Here is a 23,561-nt window from a genome sequence, read left to right on the forward strand (position 1 = left end):
TAACTCCTTTTAAATTTTAAATTTACTTCCCACGGCGATGCGCGAGATCTCTTTTTTATACTCGAATTTCAGCACGTCCGCATGCCCCATCACTTCGCACTCGTTTCCGTTTATCAAAAATGCGCTGCCCTCGGGCATAGCATAGACGCTGTCGTTTTGATTGACGATCAAAAACTCCTCCAGCCGCTCCTCCCTGCTCTCGCCGTTGTGGTTTGAAATTTTACCGCTTATAAAGTGCGGATTGATCTGATACGGAAAGATCCCCAGAGCTACCGGCGAGGGCGGGAAGACGATCGGCATGTCGTTGGTAGTCATCATCGTCTTGCCCGCGACGTTTGCGCCCGCAGACCAGCCGAAATACGGCGTACCGTTATTCACAGCATCTTTGATCGCGCCTAAGAGATCAAATTTATAAAGCTCGTTTAGCAGCACGAAGGTATTGCCGCCGCCGATGCAGATCGATTTGGCATTTTTAACGGCGGCTTTCATATCGGCAAAGCGATGGATCGATCTGATATTATTACTCTCCAGGCAATCCGCGACCTTCTGCTCGTATTGCTCGTTCGTGCGCCTAACGCCCGCAAACGGAATAAATAAAATTTCATCCTCCCATAACCTGCCTAAAAATTCCTTGATCCACCCCTTGCAGTGGTTCAGATAGCCGCTGTCTTTGTAACTGGAAGCGCTTAGAAGCAGTGCTCTTTTCATGCCGCTTTCCTTAAATTTTGCCGTTTAGCTTATACGCGCAGCGCAGATACACGTCCACTCCAGCAAGCAGCGAGTCCTCGTCGAAGTCGAATTTGGCGTTGTGATGCCCTGCCGCAAGCGTCGTGCCGATCATCAGATATCCGCTGTTGCCTCCCGCGTCCTGCACCGAGCGCATAAAATGCGCAAAATCCTCGCATGCGCCGAAGCTTAGCTCCCTTACGATTTTATCATCGTCAATAAACGGCGATGCCTTCGCCGCATCCTCGTAAAGCTGCGTGGTGGCCTCGTCGCTATCGCCGCCTGCGGTGCCGCCCGTAACCTGCACGTCGTAGCTAACGCCGTAAATTTTAGAAACGCCCTCCACTATGTCCATGCATTTGGCCTTCATAAACTCATTCAGCTCCGTGCTCTCGCCGCGCGTCTCGCACGCAAGATAGCCGTTGGGCGCGATGACGTTGCGTCCTTCGCCCGCGCGCAACACGCCGACGTTGATACGCGTGACGCCGTCTGCGTGCCTCGTGATGCCGTGCATATCAAGCGCCATCTCGGCTGCGGCGAGCAGAGCATTGGCTCCGTTTTGCGGCGCGCCCGCGGCGTGAGCGGACTTGCCTTGTAAGCTTACGTCAAATTTAGTGGTCGCGAGTAGCTTTTTAGTGCCGCAGATGATGCCTCTCATAGTGCTCGCCTGAAAGCCGATATGACCGCCCAGCAAGTAATCCACGCCCTTGGTGACGCCCGCAGCTTCCATGCCTACGGCGCCTCTGGTGCCCTCCTCGGCGGTTTGGAAGATAAATCTAAATTTACCGCTAAAATCGTCTAGGCTATGCGCGATCAGCTTTGCCAGAGCAAGCCCCATCGTGATATGCCCGTCGTGCCCGCACGCGTGCGTGATGCCGCTAATGTCGGAGCGAAAGCCCTCCTTAAAAGGGCGGTGATCCGCGTCCGTGCTCTCGGTCACGTCTACGCCGTCTATGTCAAATCTAAAAGCGACCGTCTTGCCCGCGCGCCCCGTGTCTATTTCGGCAACTAAACCCGTTAGCCCATCCTCCATCGCATCAAGAAATTTTATCTGATCCGCGTTTAGCAGCCCTTCGGCGCGCTGCTTTGCCTTCTCGCAGGCATCCTTGCTGCCTACGCCCTGCCTCGCTTCAGCTTTCACCACTTCGCGACCGAGCTTTATCTCATAGCCCAAGCGCTGCATACGATCTGCGATAACGGCGGTCGTAAAAAAGGTAAACCAACCCGTCTCAGGATGCGAGTGAAAAAACCTGCGATCCCCGATCATCTCGCCTTTGAGCGCCTCTACTTTTTGTGCGATAGCATCCATTTCCTCTCCTTTATTTTTTAGCTAAGCTTAACATCGCCGCGGCTAAAACCTTCGTAGCGGCAAACGCGTCGTGCCAGTTTATGTTCTCATTTACGTTGTGGCTGATACCGTCCTTGCACGGCACGAAAAGCATCCCCCACGCGATCCGCAAGCTCCGTCATATTCATCGCGTCGTGTCCCGCGCCGCTAGGAAGCCTTAGGCTTGGAATTTTAAGCTCATCGGCGCAGCTCTCAAGCAGATCTATCATCTCCTCGCTTAGCTTTACGGGGCGATCCTTGATGAGATTTTTTAGTTCAAATCTGCACCCTCTGCGAGCGCAAATTTCATCTATCGCGGCGCAAATTTTATCGTCCGCCGCCCTGAGCGCATCCTCGTCTATATCGCGTATATCAAGCCCTAGCATGCAGGCGCCCGGGATCACGTTTAGCACGCCGGGTAGCGCATTTGCATATCCCGTCGTCGCGACCGTGGTTTTGCCCTCCTTGGCGATCCTCTCCGCGCTTAAAACGATCTCGCTAGCGCAAGCTAGGGCGTCGCAGCGCATATCCATCGGCGTAGCGCCGCTGTGATCAGCTCTGCCCTCGATCCGCAGCTCGTATCGCACGGGCGCGGCGATACCCGTGACGATGCCTACTGGGATACCGCGTCGCTGCAATACCGGCCCCTGCTCGATATGAAGCTCGATGTAGCTATGAAAACTGGATTTGGGCAGGACGCAGCTTTTTAAATTTGCGGGATTTAGCCCAAACTCCTGCATGGCGTCAAATAGCGAAATTCCGTCTTTATCCTTTAGCTCGCCCAGCCGCTGCCGCGATAGCTTGCCGCTAATTATCTTGCTGCCTACGGTCGCCATTTTAAAGCGGCTTGATTCCTCGCAAACAAAGACGATGAGCTCCAGCGGTCGCGCAAGCTTCTCGCCGCTATCTCGCACCGTGCGGATCGCCTCCAAAGCGGCCATGACGCGTAGCGTGCCGTCGTAAAAGCCGCCCTGCGGCACGCTATCGATATGTGAGCCAGCGCTGACGGACGGCAGATCTGGATTTTTAACGCCTCCAAATTTAGCGAAAATATTGCCCGTATCGTCGATTTTGATCTTGAAATTTTCTTTTTGAAGTAGCGATATGAGGAAGTTGCGCGCCTCTTTATCCTCGCGCGAAAATGCAAGCCGCGTAAGCCCGCCGCCCGCCAAAGCCCCGAAGCGGCTTATCTGTTCGAACTCGCTTTTAAAGCGCTGCATGTTTATGTCCATAAATCCCCTTTTCTTAAAAAAATTTATGAATACGGCATTTTAATATTAAATTTATATAACAAAGCTGAAATTTACCTATCGCGGCGGCAAATAGGGCGCTAAAACGGCGCGAGCAAAACCGCTTTAAGATAACGCTATAAATTTTGCCTTTTGGGTTTTAAAATCGCGATGAGCCGCTTAGCTTCAGATTAAACGGATATAATTATCGCAAAATTTAACGAGGAGCGCAGATGAAGCAGGTCTCGCTAGAGGGGCTTTATGAAAAGCTAAGGCAATTTGATAGGCTGGCGGATAAAGAGGAGTATCTGTTTGATGCGATAAATGGCGCCATCGAGGCGGAAAATTTTGACTTTGCCGCGCAAATTTGCGACTTTGTGCTAAACGAGGAATTTGAAAAATTCGGCGCGGTTTTAAGAACGAGGGCGCTAATGTGGCTCACGGGCTACATCGCGCAAAATTTAAAAGAAAGCGAATACCCAAATTTCGGCGACTTTACGGATTGCCTATGGAAATTTAAATGGATAGTCTCGGGCATCGCCAAAAGCTCCGTGATAGAAAAAGAGCTCATAGACGAGGCAAACGAAGCGATGCTGTTTTACTACGAGCGCTTGGAGCTCTCGCTGGCCTCATACTACAAGGCCTTAATGAATCAAAACATCGACATAGGCGACGCTAGAGAGGCGAAGGCAAACTACGAGCTGTGGAAAAAGCTCGCCAAAGACGATATGGCTGACTGCGAGGCATGCGAAGCAAGCGATGAGATCGCGTATCTGTGCTTTGCCGGCGAGCATGAAGCCGCGCTGGAGCTTGCCGCACCGATACTCTCAGGCGAGCTAACCTGCGGCGAAGTGCCTCACACGACCTACGCGCCGATACTTTTTAGCATGATTAAAACAGGCAAGATAGAGGAGGCGAAAACCCTGCTACCCAAGGCCGCGGCGACGATCGAGTCAAATCCTCGCGTCATAAATCAGATCGCGCCGCTAATCGAGATCGCCGTTAGGCTGGATGAGCGCGAGACGGCGCTAAGCTTAGCTCGCAAACACTCGCACGCCATACTCGATAGCAACGACGATCTGAACGACCTGCGATTTTTCATCGCAGTTAGCGCGTTCGGCGATGAGAACGACTATAAGACGGCTTTGGAGCTGGCGGGCAAATTTGACGCCAGAAATCAAAACTTCTACTACGCCGATTATCTAAATAAATTTTACGAGGAATTCGGAATTTGAAATTTGACAGTTTAAAGACCTAGTGCGCTTTGCCCGCGAAGCAGGGCACTATTCTCAAGCGCGTGCGGCGAGATAGTTTAAAGTTTACAGCTCGATACTACTCACGCTCGAAACGGCAAGCGCGGTCAAGTTTACACCGAATGGGCGCAGGCGGCGCGCGGTAAATTTTAGCCGCTTACTCGCGCGCGCTCATGCGCGCGGTAATAGCCGGTCGCGAAATAGATAATTAAAGCGCGTACGCGACTTAAAATTTTAACTAGATCGGTGCGGATCAAAGCGAATATTTGCAGTGGCAAGACATATATTCTAAATTTCAACCGCCGCAAAACGTAAATTTAAACCGAGCCCAGCATTTATCTCGCCGTAAAACACGCGCGACGATGTATCTCGCGCATCTTCACCTAGATTTGACGGCAAATTTGATAGCAAAATTAAAGCGTGGCACGACGGAATTTTAAAGCAAAATTTCAAGTAGATTTTTAAATGTAAAATTTAAAGCGGAATTTCAAATGCAGAATTTTAAATAAAGCTTCAAAATTCCAAGAGAATTTTATCCCTTGGAATTTTAAATTTAATGCTTGGCTAGGTAGTTCGTATCGTAGTTGTTGCTCAAGAAATCGGGGTTGTTCATCATCATCAGGTGAAAATCGCGGGTCGATTTTATGCCGCCGATGATGAGTTCGCCTAACGCAACCTTCATCTTCGCAATCGCGCGCTCGCGGTCCCTGTCGTGGACGATGAGCTTGCCGATCATGCTGTCGTAGTAAGGCGGCACCGAGTAGCCCTCATAGACGTGGCTATCCATGCGCACGTTTCTGCCGCCCGGAGCGACGTATTTTGTGATTTTGCCGGGGTTTGGCATAAAGCTTTTGGAGTCCTCGGCGGTGATGCGGCACTCAAGCGCGTGTCCGCTAAATTTTATCTCGCTTTGAGGCAGCAGCTTCTCGCCCTGTGCGATGCGGATCATCCACTCGATCAGATCGAGCCCGCTTCGCATCTCGCTTACGGTGTGTTCGACCTGTAAGCGGGTATTCATCTCGATGAAATAGAATTTCTTATCCTTGCTGTCGTACAAAAACTCAAACGTTCCCGCGCTTGCGTATCCGATCGCCTTAGCGGCGCGAACCGCCGTTTCATGCAGGCTTTTTCGCGTCTGCTCATCCAAGATTACGGCTGGGCTCTCTTCGATTAGCTTTTGGTGGCGGCGCTGCATCGAGCAGTCGCGCTCGCCGATATGCACGACGCGACCGTGCTCGTCGCCCAAGACCTGAACCTCGATGTGGCGCGGGTTTGTGATATATTTTTCCATATACATCGTGCCGTCGCCGAACGCGCTCATCGCTTCGCTCTCTGCCGACCAAAAGAGCTTTTCGATATCCTCTTCGCGCTCGACCACGCGCATTCCGCGCCCACCGCCACCGGCTGCGGCTTTAATGATGACCGGATAGCCGATTTCGGCGGCTAGCTTGCGTGCCTCTTCGACGCTTGCGATCGCGCCGTCGCTGCCCGGCACTACGGGGATGCCCGCGCGCATCATTACTTGCTTGGCCTTGCTCTTATCGCTCATCAAGGTCATCGCCTCAACGCTCGGGCCGATAAATTTAATGCCATGTTTGGCGCAAATTTCGACGAAATTTTGACTTTCGCTCAAAAAGCCGTATCCCGGAAATATCGCGTCGGCTTCCGTTAGCTCGCACGCCGTGATGATTGCGGGGATATTTAGGTAGCTATCGCTGCTGCGCGGTCCGCCGATGCAGACCGACGCGTCGGCGTATTTCACGTAAAGCGCGTCCTGATCGGCGGTGGAGTGCACGACGATGGCTTGCTTGCCCATCTCTTGGATCGTGCGAAGCGCTCTAAGCGCTATCTCGCCGCGATTTGCGATTAGAATTTTCTTAAGCTCCCTCATAGCTTCTCGACCTCAAACAGCGCCATAGCGTATTCGACGGGTTGTCCGTCTTCGACGAGAGCTTTTTTGATGCGGCAGTCGAATTCCGCTTCGATCTCGTTCATAATCTTCATCGCTTCGATTATACCGATCGTATCGCCTTTATGCACGACCTGGCCCACGCTTACGAACTCTGCCGCACCAGGACTTGGCGCTTTATAAAAAGTACCTACCATCGGGCTGTCGATCGTATCCATCGAGCCTTTTGAGGCGGGCTTATCGCCCACGAGCACATTTACCGCAGGCGCAGCAAGCTGCGGGGCAGGTGCCGGTGCGGCGAGCTGAGGCGTGCTCCCACCGCATGGGCCATATTTTTTTATCTCGATCTCAAAATCTTTATCTTTAATTTTTAGCTCGTTAATGCCTTGCTTTTCGCCGAAAAAGTCCATTAACTCTTTGATTTCTGCTTTTGTCATAAATTTCTCCTGAAAAAATTTGCGAAATTTTAGCTAAATTTTTATAATTGTTTCTTTAAACGGATTTTTGCGGGACTTTTAAGAAGTGCAAAGCAAAATTTACGACAGAATTTGCGGACTGATTTTAAGGATTTACGGAGCGAGATTTGCCTCGTTCATTTTAAGCTCGAACTTCGCAAGCGAAACACGAAATTTTGCCGTAAGAGCGCAGGATGATTTTAAATCCTTTAAATTTAGCACTTAATTTTACGACCGAAATTCTACGCCCAAGCCCCGAGCGCGAAAATTCCGTGCCTTGCTTTTCTTTAAAATTTTATGCCGAAACATTATTTTAAAGCCTCGTGCCGAAATTCTATCCACGCGAAGCCCTATGTGTTAATGTGTCGCAAAAAAGCTCTGAATTTTCGCTTTATCGCTCGTTTTGCTAAGAGCCAGCATCAGCAGCACGCGCGCCTTTTGCGGATTTAGATTATCGGCGGTTAAAAAGCCGAGCTTAGCGTCGTCCACCTCTGAGCCTACGCTAGTTGAGCCGCTGCCCGTGCGGCTTGAGCGCACGACTATCACGCCCGCTTCGCTAGCTTTTGCAAGCGCAGCCTCCGTATCGGGGTATAAATTTCCGTTTCCCATGCCGGCGACTACGATGCCCTTAGCGCCCTTTTGTACGGCAGTCTCTACGAAATCGCTCACGTCCTGCGGATGCGCGTAAATAATATCGACGCGCGGCAAGGATTTGAAATCCTTGATATTAAACTCGCTTGCGACGGTGTGTTTGCGAAGCGGTGCCATATAGAAATTTACGACGCCATAATTCACGGTGCCGATCTTGCCGGAATTCGGCGAGGCAAAAGCCGCAACGTTAGTAGTATTTGTTTTCGTAACCTCTCGCGCGGCGTGGATCTCGTCGTTCATCACTACAAGAGCGCCCTTTTCGCGAGCGTTTTTATCTGCCGCAACGCTTACGGCGTTAAAGATATTTAAAGGGCCGTCCGCACTCATAGAATCAGCGTTTCGCATCGCGCCCACCAAAACGATCGGTTTTTTAGATTTTACTACCAGGCTTAAAAAATATGCTGTCTCCTCCATCGTATCGGTTCCGTACATTATGACGACGCCGTCGACGTCGTTTTTAGTAAGCAGCTCGCTCACACGGTTTGCGAGCTTGAGCCAAATTTCATCGTTCATCTCCTGCGAGCCGATATTTGAAATTTGCTCGCTTTTAATCGTAGCTAAATCCCCCAGCTGCGGTACTGCCGATAAGATATCTTCTACACCCTTAGAGCCTGCGGTATAGTTGCCCTCCGTGGCACTTGCGCTGCTTCCCGCGATCGTACCGCCGGTAGCTAAAATATAAATATTTGGCTTCGCAGCAGCCAAAGATGACGCGATAAAAAACGTAATAAACGCAAATTTCTTGAGTAGTCCCATAGTTGCTCCTTAAAAAGTGATAAAATTTTTATAATTTAAGCAAAATTCTAGCATAAAATTTTTATTATATTTTATTTTGCTGCTATAATGCGCGAAAAATTTTGATTATTTTAAGGAAATTTTATGGGACTGAAAAGCGATAAATGGATCAGGCAGATGTCGCAGCAGCACGATATGATAGCGCCCTTTTGCGAGGAAAATATCGGCCGAGGCGTCGTTAGCTACGGACTTTCGAGCTACGGATACGACATACGCGTAGCGCGCGAATTTAAAATTTTTACAAACGTCGGCGGAACGGTCGTCGATCCTAAAAATTTCGACGCAAAAAACGTCGTGGATTTTGAGGGCGACGTCTGCATCGTGCCGCCGAATTCCTTCGCGCTAGCGCGCACTATCGAATACTTCAAAATGCCGCGCGACGTGCTTGCGATCTGCCTGGGCAAAAGCACCTACGCGCGCTGCGGCATCATCGTAAACGTAACGCCGTTTGAGCCGGGCTTTGAAGGGCATATCACGATTGAAATTTCCAACACCACGCCGCTGCCTGCAAAAATTTACGCGAACGAAGGCATCGCGCAGGTTTTGTTTCTGCAAGGAGACGAGCCGTGCGAGGTGAGCTACTGCGATAAAAAGGGCAAATACCAAAGCCAAAAGGGCATCACGCTGCCTAGAATTCTAAAGGATTAAGCAATGAAAAATTTAATCATCGTAGAATCCCCCGCAAAAGCCAAAACTATCAAAAATTTCTTAGGCGCCGATTACGACGTAATCGCGTCTAAAGGCCATATCCGCGACCTTCCTAAAAAACGCTTCGGCATCAAAATCAAAGATAAAAGCTTCGAGCCCGAATACGAAATCAGCGCCGATCACGATCAGATCGTAAAGCAGATAAAGACGCTCGCTAAAAAGGCGGATCAAATTTACCTCGCGACGGACGAGGACCGCGAGGGCGAGGCGATCGCCTATCATATCGCCGCTTCGATCGGCAAGCAGGCGCAGGAGCTGCCGCGCATCGTATTTCACGAGATCACCAAAAGCGCGATCTCAAACGCGCTAAGCTCGCCGCGCAAGCTGAATATCGCAAGCGTAAACGCCCAACAAGCGCGCCGCCTGCTCGATCGCATCGTGGGCTACAAGCTAAGTCCGCTTTTAAATTTAAAGATCCAGCGCGGCTTAAGCGCGGGTCGCGTCCAAAGCGCCGCGCTTAAAATCGTCGTCGATCGCGAGCGCGAAATTTTAAATTTTAAGCCGGTAGAATTTCACAGCATCGACGCGGTTTTTAAGAAGGATTTAGAAGCCGAGCTCGTGGAATTTCGCGGCAAAAAGATGGAAAAGCTCTCGGTCAAAAACGCGGCGCAGGCTAGCGAGATCGTCCTGACGCTGCAAAAAGACAGATTTAGCGTAGATAGTATCGAGAGCAAATCGCGCAAAACGAACCCCTACCCGCCGTTTATGACCTCGACGCTACAGCAAGCAGCGAGCACGGCTCTGGGCTTTAATCCGCGCAAGACGATGAGCCTCGCGCAGAGCCTTTACGAAGGCGTCAATACCAAAAACGGCGGCGCGATCACCTATATGCGAACCGACTCGCTAAATATCGCTAAAGAAGCGATCGCGGCGGCTCGCGAGTTGATCGAGCAGTGCTTCGGCGAAAAGTATCTGCCGAAAAGTCCGAATTTATACGCCACCAAAAGTAAAGGCGCGCAGGAAGCGCACGAAGCGATAAGGCCTACCGATCTAAAGCTTACCCCCGAGCTCGCGCAAAAAATCCTGCCTCGCGACGAATACCGCCTTTACGCGCTCATCTACAACCGCTTCATAGCCTCGCAGATGAGCCCTAGCGTCTCGCAGATCCAAACGATCATCGTGCGCGGCGAAGCGGGCGCGTTTAAGATCAGCGGACGCAAGGTGGAATTTGACGGATTTTACAAAGCTTACGGCGATCTGGATAAGGATAAAATTTTACCGAACTTTGATACGGGCGACGCGATGAGCCTGCAAAGCTTAAGCTCGCAGCAACACTTCACCGAGCCGCCGGCGCGCTATTCGGAAGCTAGCCTCATCAAAAAGCTCGAAAGCCTCGGCATCGGCAGGCCCTCGACCTATGCGCCTACCATCTCGCTGCTTACTGCGCGCAACTACGTAAATATCGAGCAAAAGCATCTGGTGCCGAGCGAGATCGCCTTTAAGATCACCGAGATGCTGGAGCAAAATTTTAAAAATATCGTCGATAGCGAGTTTACCTCCAAAATGGAAGAGAAGCTCGACGACATCGCCGAAAACAAAGCGGACTGGCAGCAAATTTTGGCGGATTTTTACTACCCTTTTATGGACGAGATCGCCAAAGGAAAAACCTCGATCGCAAGCCAAAAGCTAGCCGAAAAGATCGGTGAAACCTGCCCGAACTGCGGCGGCGAGCTACTTAAGCGCCAGGGCAGATTCGGCGAGTTTATCGCTTGCTCGAACTATCCGAAATGCAAATACTCGCGCAACGCGGACGCCAGCGCCGAGGGGGCAAGCGAGGAGAAGGCGGCGCCCGAAGTGCTAGATGAGAAATGCCCGCAGTGCGGTAAAAATTTGATCAAACGCAAGGGCAGATACGGCGAGTTTATCGCTTGCGAGGGCTATCCGAAGTGCAAATACTCGCGCAAAATCGAGGGCGCGGCAAAGGAGAAAAAGCCGCTCATCTCCACCGGCGTTAAGTGCCCGAGCTGCGGCACGGGCGAGATCGTCGAGCGCTTCTCCAGACGCGGCAAATTCTACGGCTGCACGAACTACCCAAAGTGCGGCTTTGTGAGCAACTACGCGCCGATTGCGCGCGCATGCCCGCAGTGCGGCAACTCATACATGCTCCGCAAAGAGCTGAAAAAAGGCAACTTCGCCGAGTGCCCGCAGTGCAAACTTAAAGAAGAGATCGATTGATAATAGGCGTCATCTCGGACTCTCATCGCGAAACAAAGGTCGCTGCCAGCGCCATAGAGTGGCTGCTTGCGCGCGGAGCGGATCTGCTCGTGCATGCAGGCGACATCGTCGAGAGCGAGACGCTGCGGCTTTTGCGACAAAGCGGCAAGCCCTACTTTGCGGTTTTAGGGAACAACGACGAAGCGCTTGCGGAGCTAAAAAATGACTTCAACCTGCACGACGAGCCCTTTTGCACGGAGTTTGCGGAACTACGACTAAAAATAATGCACCATCCGTTTTATCTCTTTGACGAGGAGCCCACAGCGCAAAACGAAGCAGACGGGTTAAATTTAGACGCGGATTTAGGTGCGGGTGCGGATCGCGCGGTAAATTTTCGCAGTGATTTCGGCGCAGACCTAGCCAAAAATTTAATTAGCGGCGAAGCGAGCAGCGACCTGAATTTAGGCTCAAACCGCAGCGCGGATCGCGGGGAAATTTTAATCTCAAATTCTAAAACAGCGAGTTGCTCGGCAAATTTAGACGCAAATTCTAATGGCGCGGACGTTGATAAAATTTTAGATAGTGCGCACAGTACAGATGCGAATTTTAAAAACATAGGTAGCGCAAGCACAAATTTAAAAAGCGTGCAGTTCGCAAGTCTAAATGCGAGCTTGAGCTTGAATGTGGGCGCGAACTCAAACGTAAATTTAGACTTAGGCGCGGATCTCGCTTCGGGCACGAACGCAAATTTAAACTCAAATGCAAGCGCGAATTTGGCCGCCAATGTGGGCTCGGGTATGAACTCAAAAGCGAGCTTGAGTGCGGATCGCGCAGCAAATTTAACGGCGCCGAGTTTAAATGTAAATTTATCCACGCCGAACTTGAGCGCAAATTTAGTCGCACCAAACTTGAACTCAAATTTGATCGCAAGTTCGGGTACCAATACAAGCGGAGAAAGTAAAAATCGGGGTCCGTGCAGGCGAGACGCGGATAAAATTCCAACTATCAAAATTTACGGCCACACCCATTTTTTCGCCGCGGCGGTAGATAAAAACGGCACTCTCGTGCTAAATCCGGGCGAGATTTGCGGACGCAAAAAGCGGCTTTTCGAGTTTGCCTACGTCGTGGCACAAGGCGGGAAATTCCGCGTATTTCACGTCTGTGCCGCACCTGAAAAAATTCTGAAATGGCAAGAACGCGAGATAAAACTATGAATGAAATTTACGTCCTAATCGCGCTATCGTTTTTGATATTTGCTTCGCCCTTTTTGGCTAGCTTAGCTAGAATTCCGCTCTCGCCTATGGAGATCATGCTTGGCATCATAGCCGCAAATTTAGGGCTTTTGCCGCCAAGCGCGACCTTCGATCTAGCCGCGCAGATCGGCTTTTGCTACCTTATGTTTTTGGCGGGCTGCGAGGTGGATTTCCGCGCGCTGCTTGCGATGCCGCGCAAAATTTTGCGGCTGATCCTAATCTTTTTGGCGCTGCTTTATATCCTAAGCGCGCTTGCGGTTTGGATGTTTGAACTGCCGCAGATGCTTATCATCGCAGCGCCTCTGATGAGCGTCGGGCTGCTTTCGGCGCTGTATAAGGAATACGGCAAGGATCAAGCGTGGCTCAATCTCGCGATGCCCGCGGGCGTGATCGGCGAGCTCATCAGCATCGCCGTCCTCACGGTGGGCGGCATCTACCTTAAAAACGGCTTCGGCGTCGAGATGGCGCTTCACATCGGCGCGCTTTTGGGCTTTTCGGCGGCCGCGCTAGCGGTTTTTAAAGGGCTTGAAATTCTATTTTGGTGGTTCCCCGCGCTAAAAACGGTCATCATGCCCAAATACGACAAAAACGAAAAGGACGTGCGATTTGCGATGGCGCTGTTTTGCCTCATCTGCGCCGGAGTGATGCTTTTGGGGCTTGAGGTCGTAATCGGCGCCTTCATCGCAGGCACCTTTCTGCCGACCTTTTTCTCGCACAAGGACGACCTCATCGAGAAGCTATCGTCGTTCGGCTTCGGCTTTTTGGTGCCGATATTTTTCATACACACCGGAGCCGTGATCAAGCTTGAGGCGCTTCTTATGCCCGGAGTGATGAGTTTTGCCGCGAGCCTAGCGGCGCTAATGTTTGGTATCAGACTGCTTGCGAGCGCTACGTTTTTAAACACCTTGGGGCGCAAAGGCGCGGCGCTTTTCGCACTATCGCTTTCTATGCCTCTGACGCTAGTGATCGCCACGGCGACGCTTTTTTACTCCACCGCCGCGATCTCGCAAGAGATATACTTCGCGATGATCATCGCCTCGCTCATAGAGGCGCTCGCGTCGATGATTTTGATAAATTTGATTTACAAGAAATTTTAGGGCGGGAATTTTGAAATTACAGGACTTTGTAATTTTAGAATTTCAAAATTCTGCGAAATTTTAGAATTCTATGAAATTTGATTTGGTGCGGGGTTGAAATAGAGTTAAATTTAAAGCCCTATTTTGCGGCGCAATCGGTTAGATCTTGTAGTTCCATGGTGTAGTTTGGCTCCTCTCCGAACAAATCACGATCTCTATATACCTCTAAAATTTCTTTTAGTAAATACAAAATATCTTGCTTATTAAGACTTTGCGTATGATTTGGTTTTAAATCTAGGAGTTTCCAGATTCTATGAAATTTTTCTGGTTTTAAAGTTCTGTTTTTAATAATTTCATAATCCATAATCAACTCTAGTAATTCATTATTATAATATAGAATCCAAATAGTCTCTGTACTAAGAGCATGATCAAACTCATTACTAGGAAAGTTATGAAGACACCACATCCAACAATTTCTACTTTTGTCAATAGCCCATTTTCGTTTGTTAATAAATTCTTTATACGGCGGATTATATTTATAAAATATTTCACTCAATCCATACTTTTTATCATCCTCTTTAGTGATGATTACATTTTCAAATGCCATCTACGCTCCTTGGAATTTAAAATTTAGCGTGCAAACAGAAATTTCAAGTGCAAATTTAGGCGAAATCCACGACGCAGCTGAAACGACAAGCATGGAAATTTCAAACTCGCCGCGCTTAAAGATAGACCGGCGAGATTGCCGCGACCGCTAACTCTGCTCGCCGCGGATATATTTGCTTCCGCTAGCCGTAGCAAAGCAAAAGCGACTCGTTAGCAAAGCTAGCGATAAAAATTAATCGCAACCCATATGCAAGATAGCATAACTGCACGATCTGCGGGCGGGTTAGCAAAACCAAAGCGAGCCGATTAAAATTTAAGCTTTAGCTTGCGGCGCTTAAAAGCCGACTTAAGCCTAGACGCTATGCGGGCAATATGCCGCGACACGGCGTCTAAGCCTCAAGCTACATTAAGACCGGAATTTTGGTCTTTTGCAGGAAGTATTTCGACGCGCCGCCTAGGAATATCTCCTTGATGCCGCTGTCTGAGTGCAAGCCCGCGACGATTAGATCGAAATCGCCCGCATCGGCATACTCTAGCAGCACCTGCCCCGGGATCTTGCCGTCCGCGTTTAGCGTCTCGAAAGCATCGATATTAACGTCGTGCAGCGCCAAATAATCGCTTATTCGGCGCTTCGTTTCGGGGATGCCCTCTTGGAGGTAGTGGTTTGCGGTGATGACGGTGACGGACTTGGCGCGCTGCAAAAGCTCCAGCCAATTATCAAGAGCTCGCGCCGAGGCCGCAGTGCCGGTAAGCGAGACTAAAATTTTATCCGCCTTAAACTCCTGCAGCTTGCGCGGTATGACGATGCAAGGCTTGCCGCTTTTGGTGACCGCCGCCTCGAACGTGCCCGTGATAGAGCCAGTAGGCGGCACGGAGACCAGCACCAAATCGCAATATTTGGAGTATTTCTCGACCAGCTCGGAGCGGATGCCCACCATATGCCTCAAAGCGGCGCTATTTGGGACGTGATCGTCGTCGTTTTGATCCAAATCGAGCTTGGCGCATTCGGCGTCGAAGATCGCCTTGATCTCCTCGCGCTCAGCCCTCATCTCATCGCCCGCAGATTTTAAAAATTCCTCCATCAGTACGCCGCCTTTTAGCGTCATACGGACATTATAGATCATCTTAGGATCGAGCTGGCACGCCATTATGTTTATATGCGTACCGAAAAATTTATTCACGAGCAGCGCTCCGTGTATGCGCTCGGCTAGCTCCTCGCCGCCGCCGATAGGGAAAAAAATCTTTTTAAGCTGCATCTTTACGCTCCTATTAAAATTTTAAGCTAATTCCAGTGAAATTTTAGTGCCTTTCTGATCGGTCACGCGCACTCGCACCACGTCGCCCGCCTTGTAAGGCGTCGTGATAAATTTAGCGCGCAGCAGCCCATCCACGCCGTCTCGTAGCGATATGAAGGTACCGAAATCCAGCACGCTTTGCACCACGCCGTCAAACTCCTCGCCGATCTGAAATTTTACCTCTTTGCGTTCACCGCGCGGCTTGCGAAAATCGCGAGAATTTGAAACTATCGATAAAATTTTCTCTTTCGCGCCCGATACGCCGCCAGATTTTGCGCCTTGGATCTTGACCTCGCCCTTTTCGCGATCCAGATCGATATTTACGCCGAAGCTTTCGGTGATCTCTTTGATGACCTTGCCGCCCTGACCGATGATGTCTGGGATTTTGCTCGCCTCGACGCTAAAAATTTCAAGCTTCGGAAGCACGTCCTCGTTTATAACGATCGCCGCATCCGCCTGCTCCATAAGGCCCAAAATATGCGCACGAGCCTGCTTTGCCTGCGCGAGAGCCTCTTTTAAAACCTCCAGGCTGATGCCGCCGAGCTTGATATCCATCTGAAGCGCGGTGATGCCCTCATAGGTGCCCGCGACCTTAAAATCCATATCGCCGTCGTGATCCTCAAGCCCCATTATGTCGGTTAGCACGGCGTGTTTTTCGCCCTCAAAAATCAAGCCCATCGCCACGCCCGCGACGAGCTTTAGCGTAGGCACGCCCGCTGCGCGCAATGAAAGTGCGCCGCCGCAGACCGAAGCCATCGAGCTTGAGCCGTTGCTCTCTAAAATTTCGCTCACCACGCGGATGGACTGCGGCGAGTTTAGATCGATGCTCGGATACAGCGCTCTTTTGGCTAAATTTCCATGTCCCAGCTCGCGTCTGCCCGGGCTTTTGAGCGGGCTTGCTTCGCCGACGCAAAAGCCCGGGAAGTTGTAATTAAACATAAATCTATCGCTGATCGGCTCGAGCTGCGTTAGGCTGTCGCTTAGCTGCGCATCGCTATCGCCGCCCAGCGTGGTGACGACCAAAGCTTGCGTCTGCCCGCGCGTAAATAGGCAGCTTCCATGCGCGCACGGCAGAATATTTGTCTCGATACTGATCGGGCGCACCTCATCAAGCGCGCGTCCGTCGGCTCTGCGGCGATCCTCGATGATCTGCGTGCGGATGATGCCGCGCTTATACTTGCCGATGACGCTGGAGATCACCTCTTGGCTCCATTCGTTTTGCGCCGCGACCTCGGTAGTTAAAATTTGATCCACGATTTTGTTTAGCTCGGTAGCGCGCTCGCTCTTTGCCATCTGATTGATCGCCGCTTTAACGGCGTCTTTGTAGTTCGCGTCAATAAAATCCGCGATATCCTCATCCTCAATCTCGGGCTTGTACTCCAGGCTCGCATCGGGCTTTTTAAGCGGCAAAAAAGCCTCTTCGTAAGCGTTTGAGCCCGCGCTTATCGCCTTTGCGGCAAAATCGATCGCATCCACCATCAGATCTTCGCTAAATTCATTCATCTGCTGCACGCCGCCATTAATCTGCGGCAGGGAGCGCATCTCGATCATCAAAAGCTCATCGCCGACGCCGGCTACGTAAAGATCGAGCGCGCTAGCTTTAAGCGCGGAGTTGCTCGGATTTAAGATGAAATTTCCGTTTTGATAGCCGATGCGAACGCCGCAAACGGGCGCTTTAATTGGAATATCGCTAAGATATAGCGCCGCAGACGCCGCATTAAGAGCGACGACTTGCAAATCAACCTCCGGATCTGCCGATAGCACGTAAACTACGATCTGCGTCGGATATGCGTATCCTTTCGGAAAGAGCGGGCGCAGCGAGCGGTCTATGATGCGGCTCGTGAGCGTCTCAAAATCGCCCGGCTTGGTCTCGCGCTTGATGTAGCCTCCGGGGATTCTGCCCGCTGCGTACATCTTTTCGATATATTGCACGGTAAGGGGCAAAAAGTCCTCCTGCACCTGCGTCTCTTCACGCGCTACGGTAGCTAGCACGACGGTATTTTTTACGCGCAAAAGCGCCGCACCCGCGGCTTGCTTTGCGACCTTATTGATATCGAAAATTTCGGTATTGCCATTTACTTCAATTTTACACTGCATTAATTTTCTCCTTGTTTTTGTTGGTCTCGTGAAACGGCAGATAAAGCGGGCATTTGTTTAAAATTTGCATTATCTCCTCCGCGCTTGAGAGCGTTTTTTCTTTGTAATAAAAATCCACGTTCACAAAATCTCTGATCTTATGAACAGCATAAATTCCATCTACTAGCATGGCGATCTCGTCTGCATTATCGCTGCCGATAACGGGCGTGGCATAAAAGATCGCTTTGGCGTTTAAGCTTACGAGCGTCTTTATGCAAGTAAGCGCGGTCAGCCCGCTCTCACACCCTTCATCTACCAAGATGACGTTTTTTTTCTCTAAATTTCCCAAAAGCTCGCCCTTGCGAAATTTATACATGTTTTTTAAAATTTTCTCCTCATAAAGTCTATTCGCCTGCCCGTAAACGTAATCCAGGCTGATGCCGAAGCTTCGCACGAGCTCATCTACCATCACGATCTCTTGGGTTTCGCTTACGCACGCGATCGCGCATTCCGGATTATTGGGCGCCAAAACGGGTTCTGTGAATAAAAACTCATAATGAAGTCCCAGCTTTAAGGCAAGATGGTTTGCGATAGGAAGCGACTCCAGAGACTGGGCGATTATTAGAAAATTATCGTTTTTGATCACGGTAGCGGGTAAAATTTCTGCGAGTTTCATCGCGGCGTCGATTTGGTTTTCAAACATCAGCTCAGCTCTAGGCGTCATTATTTTTCGCTTCCGTATTCGCTATCTACCGAAAAATCATACCCTACTCCGCCGAACGGATAGAAATTTACGAGAAAGTAAATTCCGCGCTCCTTGCTTGCTTTGCTATAGCCCGTCGTACTGGTATTTTTAGGCTCGATATCCTCTTGATACACAAAAGAGTAATTCCAACACTTGCGCGTATGAGAAAGCCCCACGCGCCACATTTTAGAATAAGATCGCTCCAAGTCGTAATCCCAACGACCGAAAATTTTATTATTCCTAGGCAAATTTACCGAAGCGTTTACGATGCCGTAGTTATCTTTCGTATAGCGTTTAGGCTCCATGCTTAGCTTTTCATATTCGTAAGCGTGGCTGAGTCCAAAGCTAAAGTCGTCGTTGGAGTAGTTGGCGTAGGTATAGACCTTATCGAAGCTTTTATATTTATGCGAGTAGGTAAAGCGGTTTCCGATATTTAGCCCATTTGCAAAATACGCATCGATGCGGTGTTCTAAATCGTCGAACTCATGATCGTCGAAGTCATATCGCTGCTTGACGCTATGGCGTAAGAATTTACGTCCGTCTTCATTATAAAAAAACTGCGTCATACTTAAAGCTGCATTTTCGTGGGTGTATTCGTCACTAAGCTCGCTTAAGAAATTATCCTCCCAATAAAGCGAGTCTTGCAAGTTACCTAGCCGCGAGCGATCTACTGCGCCGCGAGCAAGGTCGTATTTATACTGATGATACTTTAAAATTCTATCCTCGATGTCGCCTTGCTGCCAGCTTGGAATTCTAAAATCCGCTCTCCAGCTCATCGTATGATACAAGCTATCGTAAGCCCTGGCTACGTCGGTGTAGAGTGAAAGCTCGGTGTATTGATTAGCATAGAAAGTGCTTTTATCCTCGCCAAGATCGCCGTTTGCGTAGTAGAATTTATCGTGCCAATCGATATTAGTCATATACACTCGCTCGGTAAAGGCGAAATTTAAATAATCCGCCAGTAGTGGCGTGCTTATACTAATCGGCACGTCAAACTCGTATTGGCGAGCAGTCGCGCCCTCCCATCTGGTATAATTACGCGCCTTCGCATCAAGCGAATAGATCAAATTTGGCAGCCCCAAATCATTGCTAAATTTATGATATTGCAGCGTCGGAAGCTCTTGGACGGTATCTTCATTACGGAAAGTATTATCGGCGTTTAGCTTACTCGTATCGATGTAGTATCGTCCGTAAGCGCCAAAATAGTGCTCGTCTGAGGTCAAATAATAATTCAGCCGTGAAGTTACGAGCGAATTATCCGCATCGTCGCTAAGACCGCCCTTTTCCTTCAGATCATAGTATTCCAGATCGTTTAGCTGAGTAAAATCGATCCATAAATTTTCGCGCAGATCGCCGTCTAGCAAATAGGTCGCAAGCTTGCTGCGATCGTATTGCACTTCAAAGCCGTGGTGGCGCTCGTTTTTGTATTCGAGCCGCTTTTGCGCCCGCGAAAAGTTATCGAAGATTCCGCCTCTGATCTCACCGTAAGAGTACGGAGACTCCGTGAAGCGAAAGGTGCCGTAGGCGCCAAAGCCCCTTCTGCTGCGCACCTGCGGATCGAGCTGAAAATCCCAGCTATCGTAAGGCGCGAAATAGATCGGCTGCTTGTAATAAATCCCTTCCTTGCTGATGTAGCCCGCCTCGGGAGGTAGCAGACCCGTGCGGCGCGTGCGGTCGGTCGGGAAGCCGAAATACGGCAGATAGAGCACCGGCACGTCGCCCACGTAAAATCTCGGATTGAAAAGATGGAGGAATTTGCTCTCTTTATTAAGCATGCCGCTGCTAAATTTGATGCGCCAATCAGGATCGGTGACGTTGCAACTAGATACGCTGGAGCCCTCCACGCGGTAATACTCGCTGTCGCTGCAGCTAGCGTCGTTTTGCATCCAAAGCTCGGAGTCCTTATCCATCATAAAATTTACGTCGGCTTCCTGCTTATCGTTTTTCAGATCGATTTTGACGTATTCGGCGCGGGTGGTTTCGCTGCTGCCGCGCATCGCATTGACATTACCAAAAAGCTCGATGATGCCGTTTTGCTCGTCGTATGTAGCGCGATCGGCGGTGATGAAGTAGTCCTGCGAATACACCGTTACGTTGCCACTAGCCTCCGTCAAAAAGCCGTTTTTCTCGACATTATCTGCTATAAGCTCGACGTCTTGGACCTTTGCGCTCACACTGCTTGCTAAAAGAGCGCTAAAACTAAGCGCTAGAATTTTAAATTTTTTACTCTTTTTCAATCTCTACCACCAATGTTTTCGCCGCCATATCATGCAGGCTCTGACGCGAGTTCGTAAAAAGCGCCACCAAAAATCCCATATAAAAGATCATCTCGCTTATCAACCTAACCGCCGCGCGGATCGCTGCAGTAGCGATATCCATAGAGCTGCCGTCAGCGCGGACGCAATAAATTTTAACCGCAAGCTTGCCTAGCGTCGCGCCGTATAGATAGACAAAAATCGCCTGATATAAAAATTTTATTATCGCGTAATGCAAAATGAATTTTGACGCGATCTTTTGTACCTCAAGATTGCTTCCGCTCTGCGCCGCTGCGACAAGCTCTGGCTCGTCGATAGCAAATAGCACGACCACAAAAAGCGTTACGCTCACCGCTTCGTCGATACTAAACGCAATTACGCGCTTGCTAAGCGGAGCGACGATCAAATTTTATCTCTTAAGGCTTGGTGCGCGATATCGCGCCTATACTGCGCGCCGCTAAATTTTATATTTTCGCACAGCGCGTAAGCCGTATCGCGCGCCTGCTTTAAGCTCTGTGCGACGCCCACGCTTACCAAAACGCGCCCGCCGCTAGCGTAAATTTGCCCGTCCCGCTCGCTCACGCCTGCATAGCAGATATGCGCATCCGCGGGAATTTCGCCGACCTCGATCAAAGCAGGCTGCGAAGAGCCGTAAGGATAGCGCTCGCTAGCCATCACGACGCCTACCGCAAATCGCTTTTTTAAGCTTATGCTGTTTAGCTTGCCTACGGCGGCGTTGTATAAAATTTCGCTCAAATTTCCGTCAATTAGCGGCATCAAAACCTCGCACTCCGGATCTCCGAAACGGACGTTGTACTCCAGCACATAAGGCTCGCCGCCCACGATCATAAGCCCCACGAACAGCACGCCGCAAAAGGGCGCGCCCTGCTGCCGCATCCCTTTTAGCGTGGGTGCTACGATCTCGCTCTGCACTCTTTTTATCAGCGCGGCATCCGCTAGCGGGCTTGGCGCATAAGCTCCCATGCCGCCGGTGTTCGGGCCCAGATCGCCGTCAAGTAGCTTTTTGTGATCCTGCGCTACGGGCAAGCTTACGAAATTCTCCCCGTCGCAGATCGCAAAAAAGCTCAGCTCGAAGCCCTCTAAAAACTCCTCCACGACGACGCGCTTGCCCGCTTCGCCGAAGCTTTCGCCGCTTAGCATATCTGCAGCGGCTTTTTTAGCTTCATCTTTAGAATTTGCGATGATAACGCCTTTGCCAGCGCACAGGCCGTCCGCTTTGACCACGACGCGGCCGTCTAGGGTATCGATAAATTTTGAAATTTCGGATAGATCGTCGCTGCTTAGGAATTTTGCGGTTTTAATATGATTTCGCGCCAGAAAGTCCTTCATATAGGCTTTGGAGCCCTCAAGCTTCGCCGCAGCGGCGCTAGGACCGAATATCGCGAGACCTTGCGCTTTAAAAATATCCACGATCCCTTTTGTAAGCGGCTCTTCGGCACCCACGATAGTAAGAGCTACGTCGTTGTTTTTGGCAAAGAGCGCAAGTTCATCAAAATCTTTTAAATCTAAATTTTTACCGAGCGCCTTTGTAGCGCCGTTTCCTGGAGCAAAATACAGATTTAAAACGTTTTTATCCTCGCGAAGTCTTAGCCCGATCGCGTATTCTCTACCGCCGCCGCCGATTATTAGGATATTCAATGAAGCCTCCGTAACGTAAAAAACCCAAGTGAGCGTTGCGTAAAAAGAATCGGCTCAAACAAAGCCAATCTTGCAACTAGGAAAAATCTCTAGGTCGCAACCCGTAACTTTAAAAAAGCTCGAGCCGAGCCGCGTCACACGGACCTCTCACGTCGTCGCTTATACAAATATGTTGAACCCTCATATAAAACGCTCTCGCTTCACCCAGGCTTGGGCAAAATTATAGTCTAAATTTGCTTAAACTATGGCAAAAGCGCCAGATCGACGCAGGATTTTATCGACATTCTTTCGCAGATTATCGGCTCGCAAAACTCGCTCAAAACGCTCGCCGTCGTCCTACCGATACAGATCGCCTTGTAGCCCCCGTCCCAGCCGAAATTTGCGGTAAAGCCGCGCACGTTTTTAGGCGAGGTAAAAATCAGCGTGCTGCCTTGCGGCGGCTTTGCGGTAGCAGGCAGGCTAAGGACGCAATTTTCGTAGGCGATCACGCTTTGCAGCCGCACGCCGGCGCTAGATAGAATTTGCTCCAGCTTCGATACCGTCTCGCGCGCACGCAGATACAGCGCGTCTCTGCCCCTTAGAAGCGGCGCGATCTCCGCGGCAAACTCATTTCCGTGCCCGTGCCGCGCCGTGTAGATATCGCGAAATCCAAACTCGCGCGCAGCCGCCGCACACGGCTCGCCGATAGCGTAAACGGGCGTATCTAAATCGACCGAAATTTCATTAAATTTTATCGCCGCTACCGCATTTTTGGAGGTAAAAATTAGCGCGCCGATCTGCGCAGGCAGGCTAAATTTGAGAAATTTTATCTCGCAGACCGCAAGCTGCCTCACCCGCGGATGATCAAATCTCGTATTAGACACCAAATATATCAAAACGCCCTCCATGTTTAAATTTGCTTCGATTAAATTCCGCTCTCGAAAAAATCCGATCTGTCGTCATTAATCTTTGAGTTTAAAATTTAATTCCGCTCCGTACCGCCCTCGGCACCGGTTAAAACCCGCGCGCAAAGCCCTCTCCGCTTTTCAGTCGCGCTTAAGCAACCTAGCGGCGGCACGCTTTTTAAAATTTTACTCGCAGGCGAAGCGTCAAATTTAAATTCATCGCTTTACGCGAGCTCTGCCTTTTAAATTTTATTTCGCAGTCTGCGACTGAAATTTCAAAATCTCGTCACAAAGCCCGTTCCGCGCACAGCTAACACGCCACCGCTTGCCAATCCCGCCCAGCCCGTGTATGTGTCCGCACAGATCGTCGAGCTCGCCGAATTTTAAAATTTAAAGTTGCGGCTACGAAATTTCAAAGCTACGAGCGCTAAATTTTAAAATTTCGCCGCTCTTAGCCCCTTAAATTTATCCTTTCAGCCACTCGTTTAAAATTTCAATCTGCGCC

At 50.1% G+C, this 23,561-nt stretch carries 19 protein-coding genes; 5 read left to right on the forward strand and 14 right to left on the reverse strand.

All coding sequences use genetic code 11. The features are described from left to right. Positions 1-9: 9 nt before the first annotated feature. The 3 genes from pepE to Q0236_RS12445 all read right to left on the reverse strand — a co-directional run bounded on the left by pepE (position 10) and on the right by Q0236_RS12445 (position 3,285). Positions 10-708, reverse strand: a complete 699-nt coding sequence (gene pepE, locus Q0236_RS12435; protein WP_297918606.1) for a dipeptidase PepE — start codon at positions 706-708, stop codon at positions 10-12. 10 nt (positions 709-718) lie between these two features. Beyond that, on the reverse strand, positions 719-2,035 hold the full coding sequence (locus Q0236_RS12440) for an amidohydrolase (protein WP_297918609.1): 1,317 nt from the start codon (positions 2,033-2,035) through the stop codon (positions 719-721). 86 nt (positions 2,036-2,121) lie between these two features. Then, positions 2,122-3,285: a M20 family metallo-hydrolase gene (locus Q0236_RS12445; protein WP_297918612.1), complete on the reverse strand. Its 1,164-nt coding sequence runs from the start codon at positions 3,283-3,285 to the stop codon at positions 2,122-2,124. 230 nt (positions 3,286-3,515) lie between these two features. On the opposite strand from Q0236_RS12445, the gene Q0236_RS12450 reads away from it, so the two are divergent. Then, on the forward strand, positions 3,516-4,517 hold the full coding sequence (locus Q0236_RS12450; RefSeq protein WP_297918615.1) for a hypothetical protein: 1,002 nt from the start codon (positions 3,516-3,518) through the stop codon (positions 4,515-4,517). Between the two features lie 571 nt (positions 4,518-5,088). On the opposite strand, the gene Q0236_RS12455 is transcribed toward Q0236_RS12450, so the two are convergent. From Q0236_RS12455 to Q0236_RS12465, 3 genes are all read right to left on the reverse strand, one after another. Then, positions 5,089-6,426, reverse strand: a complete 1,338-nt coding sequence (locus tag Q0236_RS12455; RefSeq protein WP_297918618.1) for an acetyl-CoA carboxylase biotin carboxylase subunit — start codon at positions 6,424-6,426, stop codon at positions 5,089-5,091. Then, positions 6,423-6,881 carry an acetyl-CoA carboxylase biotin carboxyl carrier protein gene (accB, locus tag Q0236_RS12460; protein ID WP_297918621.1) on the reverse strand — a complete coding sequence of 153 codons (459 nt, stop codon included), beginning with the start codon at positions 6,879-6,881 and terminating at the stop codon, positions 6,423-6,425. Before accB ends, Q0236_RS12455 begins: the two co-directional genes overlap by 4 nt. 375 nt (positions 6,882-7,256) lie before the next feature. Beyond that, complete coding sequence (locus Q0236_RS12465; protein WP_297918656.1) at positions 7,257-8,255, reverse strand: type II asparaginase; 999 nt, start codon at positions 8,253-8,255, stop codon at positions 7,257-7,259. Positions 8,256-8,429: 174 nt separating this feature from the next. Between Q0236_RS12465 and dcd the strand changes: the two genes are divergently transcribed. Genes dcd through Q0236_RS12485 form a run of 4 tightly spaced genes read left to right on the forward strand, consistent with a single transcriptional unit; the run spans position 8,430 to position 13,557 of the window. Next, complete coding sequence (gene dcd / locus Q0236_RS12470; RefSeq protein ID WP_005871523.1) at positions 8,430-8,993, forward strand: dCTP deaminase; 564 nt, start codon at positions 8,430-8,432, stop codon at positions 8,991-8,993. 3 nt (positions 8,994-8,996) lie between these two features. Continuing rightward, positions 8,997-11,228 carry a type I DNA topoisomerase gene (topA, locus tag Q0236_RS12475; RefSeq protein ID WP_297918624.1) on the forward strand — a complete coding sequence of 744 codons (2,232 nt, stop codon included), beginning with the start codon at positions 8,997-8,999 and terminating at the stop codon, positions 11,226-11,228. Next, positions 11,225-12,421, forward strand: coding sequence for a metallophosphoesterase family protein (locus Q0236_RS12480; protein ID WP_297918627.1), 1,197 nt, complete (start codon positions 11,225-11,227; stop codon positions 12,419-12,421). Before topA ends, Q0236_RS12480 begins: the two co-directional genes overlap by 4 nt. Next, entirely contained in the window at positions 12,394-13,557 is a 1,164-nt protein-coding gene (locus Q0236_RS12485) for a cation:proton antiporter (protein ID WP_297918630.1), read from the forward strand. The genes Q0236_RS12480 and Q0236_RS12485 overlap by 28 nt, the downstream gene beginning before the upstream one ends. A 118-nt stretch (positions 13,558-13,675) precedes the next feature. Here Q0236_RS12485 and Q0236_RS12490 read toward each other — a convergent pair whose 3' ends face one another. The 8 genes from Q0236_RS12490 to Q0236_RS12525 all read right to left on the reverse strand — a co-directional run bounded on the left by Q0236_RS12490 (position 13,676) and on the right by Q0236_RS12525 (position 23,047). Beyond that, on the reverse strand, positions 13,676-14,143 hold the full coding sequence (locus tag Q0236_RS12490; protein ID WP_297918633.1) for a hypothetical protein: 468 nt from the start codon (positions 14,141-14,143) through the stop codon (positions 13,676-13,678). 400 nt (positions 14,144-14,543) lie between these two features. Continuing rightward, positions 14,544-15,398 (reverse strand): universal stress protein, encoded by an 855-nt coding sequence (locus Q0236_RS12495; protein WP_297918636.1) that lies wholly within the window; start codon positions 15,396-15,398, stop codon positions 14,544-14,546. 21 nt (positions 15,399-15,419) lie between these two features. Further along, positions 15,420-17,534, reverse strand: coding sequence for a polyribonucleotide nucleotidyltransferase (locus Q0236_RS12500; protein WP_297918639.1), 2,115 nt, complete (start codon positions 17,532-17,534; stop codon positions 15,420-15,422). Next, entirely contained in the window at positions 17,524-18,237 is a 714-nt protein-coding gene (locus tag Q0236_RS12505) for a phosphoribosyltransferase family protein (RefSeq protein WP_297918642.1), read from the reverse strand. Before Q0236_RS12505 ends, Q0236_RS12500 begins: the two co-directional genes overlap by 11 nt. After that, on the reverse strand, positions 18,237-20,495 hold the full coding sequence (locus tag Q0236_RS12510) for an LPS-assembly protein LptD (protein ID WP_297918645.1): 2,259 nt from the start codon (positions 20,493-20,495) through the stop codon (positions 18,237-18,239). The genes Q0236_RS12505 and Q0236_RS12510 overlap by 1 nt, the downstream gene beginning before the upstream one ends. After that, a complete protein-coding gene (locus tag Q0236_RS12515; protein WP_297882073.1) occupies positions 20,482-20,919 on the reverse strand; it encodes an RDD family protein in 438 nt (145 codons plus the stop codon). The genes Q0236_RS12510 and Q0236_RS12515 overlap by 14 nt, the downstream gene beginning before the upstream one ends. Further along, positions 20,916-22,172 (reverse strand): phosphoribosylamine--glycine ligase, encoded by a 1,257-nt coding sequence (gene purD / locus Q0236_RS12520; protein ID WP_297918650.1) that lies wholly within the window; start codon positions 22,170-22,172, stop codon positions 20,916-20,918. The genes Q0236_RS12515 and purD overlap by 4 nt, the downstream gene beginning before the upstream one ends. Before the next feature lie 242 nt (positions 22,173-22,414). Beyond that, a complete protein-coding gene (locus Q0236_RS12525) occupies positions 22,415-23,047 on the reverse strand; it encodes a uroporphyrinogen-III synthase (RefSeq protein WP_297918653.1) in 633 nt (210 codons plus the stop codon). Positions 23,048-23,561 lie beyond the last annotated feature (514 nt).

Origin of the sequence: uncultured Campylobacter sp., assembly GCF_938031315.1 — a bacterium.
Taxonomy (GTDB): Bacteria; Campylobacterota; Campylobacteria; order Campylobacterales; family Campylobacteraceae; genus Campylobacter_B.